The organism is Variovorax sp. Soil_C_26 (assembly GCF_057657075.1).
This window is the reverse complement of the sequence record NZ_JBDGJC010000026.1, coordinates 1-4,469: the sequence shown is the minus strand read 5'-3', so window position 1 is coordinate 4,469 and position 4,469 is coordinate 1. Positions and strand designations below refer to the sequence as shown.

At 60.3% G+C, this 4,469-nt stretch carries 5 protein-coding genes; 3 read left to right on the top strand and 2 right to left on the bottom strand.

From position 1 onward, the window contains the following. Window positions 1-6 precede the first annotated feature (6 nt). Both AC3A6G_RS27245 and AC3A6G_RS27240 read right to left on the bottom strand, forming a co-directional pair. Window positions 7-336: a hypothetical protein gene (locus AC3A6G_RS27245; protein WP_487875084.1), complete on the bottom strand. Its 330-nt coding sequence runs from the start codon at window positions 334-336 to the stop codon at window positions 7-9. Window positions 337-717: 381 nt separating this feature from the next. After that, entirely contained in the window at window positions 718-1,029 is a 312-nt protein-coding gene (locus tag AC3A6G_RS27240) for a hypothetical protein (protein ID WP_487875083.1), read from the bottom strand. A gap of 129 nt (window positions 1,030-1,158) precedes the next feature. Between AC3A6G_RS27240 and AC3A6G_RS27235 the strand changes: the two genes are divergently transcribed. From AC3A6G_RS27235 to AC3A6G_RS27225, 3 genes are all read left to right on the top strand, one after another. Then, window positions 1,159-2,516 (top strand): IS3 family transposase gene (locus AC3A6G_RS27235; protein WP_487875082.1). Its coding sequence is split into 2 segments (ribosomal slippage): window positions 1,159-1,656 and window positions 1,659-2,516, totalling 1,356 coding nucleotides; the frame shifts between segments, so codons are not numbered across the junction. A gap of 911 nt (window positions 2,517-3,427) precedes the next feature. After that, window positions 3,428-3,628, top strand: a complete 201-nt coding sequence (locus AC3A6G_RS27230) for a hypothetical protein (protein ID WP_487875081.1) — start codon at window positions 3,428-3,430, stop codon at window positions 3,626-3,628. Between the two features lie 126 nt (window positions 3,629-3,754). Continuing rightward, the gene (locus tag AC3A6G_RS27225) at window positions 3,755-4,078 is read left to right on the top strand and encodes a GAF domain-containing protein (protein ID WP_487875080.1); all 324 of its coding nucleotides are present in this window, start codon (window positions 3,755-3,757) and stop codon (window positions 4,076-4,078) included. Window positions 4,079-4,469 lie beyond the last annotated feature (391 nt).

Here is a 4,469-nt window from a genome sequence, read left to right as displayed (position 1 = left end):
AACTACTCAATGATCTTGCTCGACCGCACCGCTCAAGATAATTGACGCTGGCCGCTCAAAGTAGTTGACGCCGGGCAGCATGTTGATCCTTGGTGCGGGCAAGCCTGTCTCCGGCAAAGCCGGGCAGGCTACCCGCATGGGGTGGATGAAATGCGCAACACCAACACGCTGACGTACGGCAGCGTTCCGCTGCCGTGACCGGTGATTCCGGACCAGCCAGAAATCGGTCACGTTGAGCCCGGAATCACCGATCACGTTCGTGCGGAATTGACGGTCACGATGCTCCGGAATACCCACCAGATGAGCAATGCTGCACAAGCCGACCAAGGCCCGCATGGCAGCAGCAATGATCCCTTCTCCGGTGCTGTTCTGACTGTGCAATCTTCGGAGGGACTGATCTCCTTGCAATCAAGAACCGGTGGTACCTATACGCCGGCTTGTGGGCGCCTCGCGGTCCCGCGGCACGCCGAACACGGCACCCGGAACACGCAACACGCAACGAATGCAAGAGACGGCTGGAACGTTGACGCGACGCAGACTGCGCAATGCCACGATATCTTGACGCGGCGCCCCGGCTGTCGGGCGACCGGCCCGTGCGCTGGCGGCAGGTCGGCCGCCGGGCGCGTGACAGCCGAGACGCTCGTTCAGACCAACTCGCGCGACACCAACGCGAAGCACGTCTTCACCTGATGTGCGACGCCAAATGAAGTTGCAAAGTCAGTCAAGGTCGAGCTTGGTGTCGGCTGCAACCGAAGCGAGCATGCGGGCTCGCACTTCGAGCGCCTCTTCCTTCTGCGCGGCCTTTAGGGTAATGGCTCCGTCGAGCCTTTCGTTGAGTCTCGCGATCGTATCGGCGACGATCGGCTCCTCGCCGCTCGACTGCACCCTCAGCAAGCGGCCCTCGCCGCTCAGCACGAGACCGGCACTCCTGGACAGTTCAAGAATCTCGGAGTCGATCTCCGAATCCAGGTTGAAGGTAACGTCTTGGACGCTCTGAGTGCGCGCCTGGTTGATCGAGACAATCTTCATTGCACGTCTCCCGAAGTACGCGGAGATTTTGTCAGAGTGGGCATCCAGCCGCAATGCGTCTGCGCGGCAAGGTGAAGCGCCCCGGCTTTGAACTGACCCCCAGAAGTTGGACAAACTTCAAGGGGTTTCATGAAGAAGTACAAAGCGGAGTTCAAGCTCAAGGTCGTTGAGAGCTTTTTGGCTGGCGAGGGCGGAGCGAAGTTGCTGGCCCGGCGTTGGTCGCTGCCCGAGGAAAAGATCCGCACCTGGGTGAGCCACTATCGCCTCCACGGCATTGACGGGTTGCGCCCCAAGCGCAGCGCGTACAGTGCGCAGTTCAAGTTGCAGGTGCTGGCTCATCAGGACCGTGAACAGTTTTCGAGCCGCCAAGTGGCGGCGGTCTATGACATCCGCAATCCCAACCAAGTGGTGGGCTGTCGATGCAATCTTGACCAAGGTGGCGTGCAGGCCCTCGATGGCAGAAAGCAAGGGCGTCCCAGCATGAAGCCGGAACGACGCTGCCCACCGCCGGCAAACCCGGCTTCCACCGATTCGACGCAGGCCCTGCGTGAAGAGAATGAGCGACTGCGCGCGGAGGTCGCGTGCTTAAAAAAATTACAAGCCTTGATCCGGTCGAAGAGATCAGCTGCGCCGACAAGGCGCGTCTGATTACCGGGTTGAGGCATCACCACAAATTGGCGGATCTGCTGCAAGCTGCAGGCATGGCACGCAGCACGTTCTACTACCAGTGTCAGGCGATCCAGCGCGCCGACCAGCAAAGCATTCTGAAGACCGAGATACGCGCTGTCTACGACGAGCACAAGGGCCGCTACGGCTACAGACGGATCACGGCTGCGCTGTGCAATTCGCTCGAAAAACCGGTCAACCACAAGTGCGTGCAGCGTCTGATGCAGAAGATGGGACTGCGCGCGCTGATCCGGGCGAAGAAGCGCTTCCGACAAGTCCTGGGCATAAGCGATGAGCACGTGCCCAACGTTCTGCAACGCGACTTTTGCGCAACCGCTCCGAACCGGAAATGGGCGACGGACGTCACCGAGTTCAGTGTGAATGGCCAGAAGCTCTATCTGTCGGCCTGTATGGACCTCTACAACGGCGAGATCATCGCGCACCGCATGGCAAGACGCCCCGTCTTCGAGCTGGTTTGCAGCACACTTCAGACAGCACTATCGCGGATCAGGTGCACCGCCGAACTTATAGTTCACTCGGACCAGGGCTGGCACTACAAGATGAAGCCCTACCGATCGATGCTCGCGACACGGGGGGTCAAGCAAAGCATGAGCCGTAAGGGAAATTGCTTCGACAACGCGGCGATTGAAAGCTTCTTCGGCACGTTGAAGGCCGAGTATTTCCATCTTGCAGCGCCCGATAGCATCGATGCGCTCGAAGCGGGCGTGCATGATTACATCCACTACTACAACCACAAGCGCATAAAGCTTGGACTGCAGGGACTCAGCCCGGTCGATTACCGGCTGAGAAGCACCGCCTGATCGGCGGGATCGTGACCGTCCAACTTCTGGGGGTCAGTTCAAATACGGGGCGCTTCAAGGAGGCAATTGCGAAAGCGTTCACCGACCGGCGCGGTGCTACCGGAACGGGTCGCCCGCGCGAGATCACGCCAGCGTACGAGCTGAGCCCCGTCGCTGCACTCTCGCGGCAAACCGGTATGAGCCATCGGCGCACAGCGCCCCTGCTCCAGGGGCGCGTGCAGAGCCCGTTGCCGCCACGGGCGCCTTCGCAGACCAGCAATGCCGCACAGACCAGGACCGCAAGCGGCAGGACCACCACTGTGCTCCTGCCGCTCTGGGTTCGGTACCCTGGAAAAAAGTTCTGTTGCTGCGCAGCCTGTTGGCGCCGCCCGGAAAGTGAGCCAGTTTTGGAGGTAGTGCCGAACTAAAAGGGAGCCAGGTGTTCAACCTACCCTGCTGTATATTTAAGCAGCGGGGTTCGAGGAGTGATCACCTTGGCATGGTCGGCAGGACCCGTCGGCTGCACGTGAGGGACAAGCTGTCGGAGCGCGAGATAGCGCGCATGATAGGGTCGCGCCGTCAATGCCCGCTTCGCCGTGATGTGCGAGCACTCTTGCGAAGCCGGGTCGCAAGCCGAAGTGCGCACCGACCAGTTCGAGGGCCGGAACTGCCTCATCATCCGAATCGCGCTCCGGCGGCCAGGTTGGATAGATGAGCATTGCCGGAGGGCGACTCCCAATCGGGTCGGGGTGAGACGCCCATCTTCTCGAGCTTGCGGCGGCGGGTTCCGGCTTGGTAGTGGAAGCACATCGAGGCATTCTTGCCACCGGGCGCCGCCCCGCGTGGGCGGTCTTTCGAGCTATTACAAAAGCGTGGGTGTTCGGCAACCGCGAGCCTTTTGGAGCATCTAAACTGGCGTCCAAGGAGTCGCTATGTCACCGCTGTCGCGTTTTGAGAAAGAACAAGCACTCCGGGCTGCAGGATATGCCGTGCGCCCCTACCCCACCATGGCGATGGTTAAGGACGTCGCAGACCTGCGCGCCGCGGATGCAGCGCTGCTTGACGCAGGGTCAGTGTGGGAACGAGAAATCGATCATCTTTACTTGCAGATGCTCTTGGCCGCAAAGGAATAGTCCGCCGGCAGCGAACTCCAATCCTTTGTATTCTCGTGCGAGGAAGAAGGACTTACTGCTGCTCTTCAGCTTGTCAACGCCCGCGTTCCTCATCGCTATACTGCGGTCTACCGACTCGATGACGCCTTGTTCAGGAACGTCGCGCTCGTCGACAAGTTGAACGAAGCCCGCCCGGACTACCTGACAGAGGTCCCAATTGGCTCGAGTTTCTGCCAGTTCGTAGTTCGTGATGGCGCGTTCTTGACCAGCGACTCGGCATCCGACGATCGCCTGAATGGACACGCCTACCAAGGCGTGATGGGGGCGTACCACGGCGTGCCGATCGTAGGAAGCGGTGGCGCTCTTGTCGGCACGCTTTGCCACTTTGACGTGATCGCCCAGCCGCTGAGCGATGCCGAATTTGCGTTTCTGAAAGATGTAGCGCGAGTGCTTCCGGCTTTCATGTCGTAGCGGCGTGGCAACGAGGCCTGCGGTGAATGAACGCCATCAGTCTTCGCAGCCTCCCCAAAGGTTGGAATCGATCTGCGAATCCCGCCTACGGCCTGGAGGGCTCATCTGGGGCCACCGCCGGGGGGATGCCGCCGAGTCTGGTGGATCTACAGCCCTCTTCACATAGGCGCAACAGGCTCTCCACATCCACCGGCTTGCTGAGGTGATGATCGAACGCGCCATTGCTGCGAACCTCCCCCAGTCGCACGACATTGCCCGACAGGGCTGTTGATTTCCATCCAGAAGTGACCCACTAATCCCGGCGATTTCCATCCAAATCTGACCCACGTAAGAACCCTAACCTGCTGCTTTTAGCGGCAGGAGCACAGGAGTGATTGACGTGGCGACACTG

Excerpts from the sequence above, each read along its gene's own strand:
- AC3A6G_RS27245 (WP_487875084.1), bottom strand. The coding sequence starts at position 336 with ATGCGGGCCTTGGTCGGCTTGTGCAGCATTGCTCATCTGGTGGGTATT.
- AC3A6G_RS27240 (WP_487875083.1), bottom strand. The coding sequence starts at position 1,029 with ATGAAGATTGTCTCGATCAACCAGGCGCGCACTCAGAGCGTCCAAGAC.
- AC3A6G_RS27230 (WP_487875081.1), top strand. The coding sequence starts at position 3,428 with ATGTCACCGCTGTCGCGTTTTGAGAAAGAACAAGCACTCCGGGCTGCA.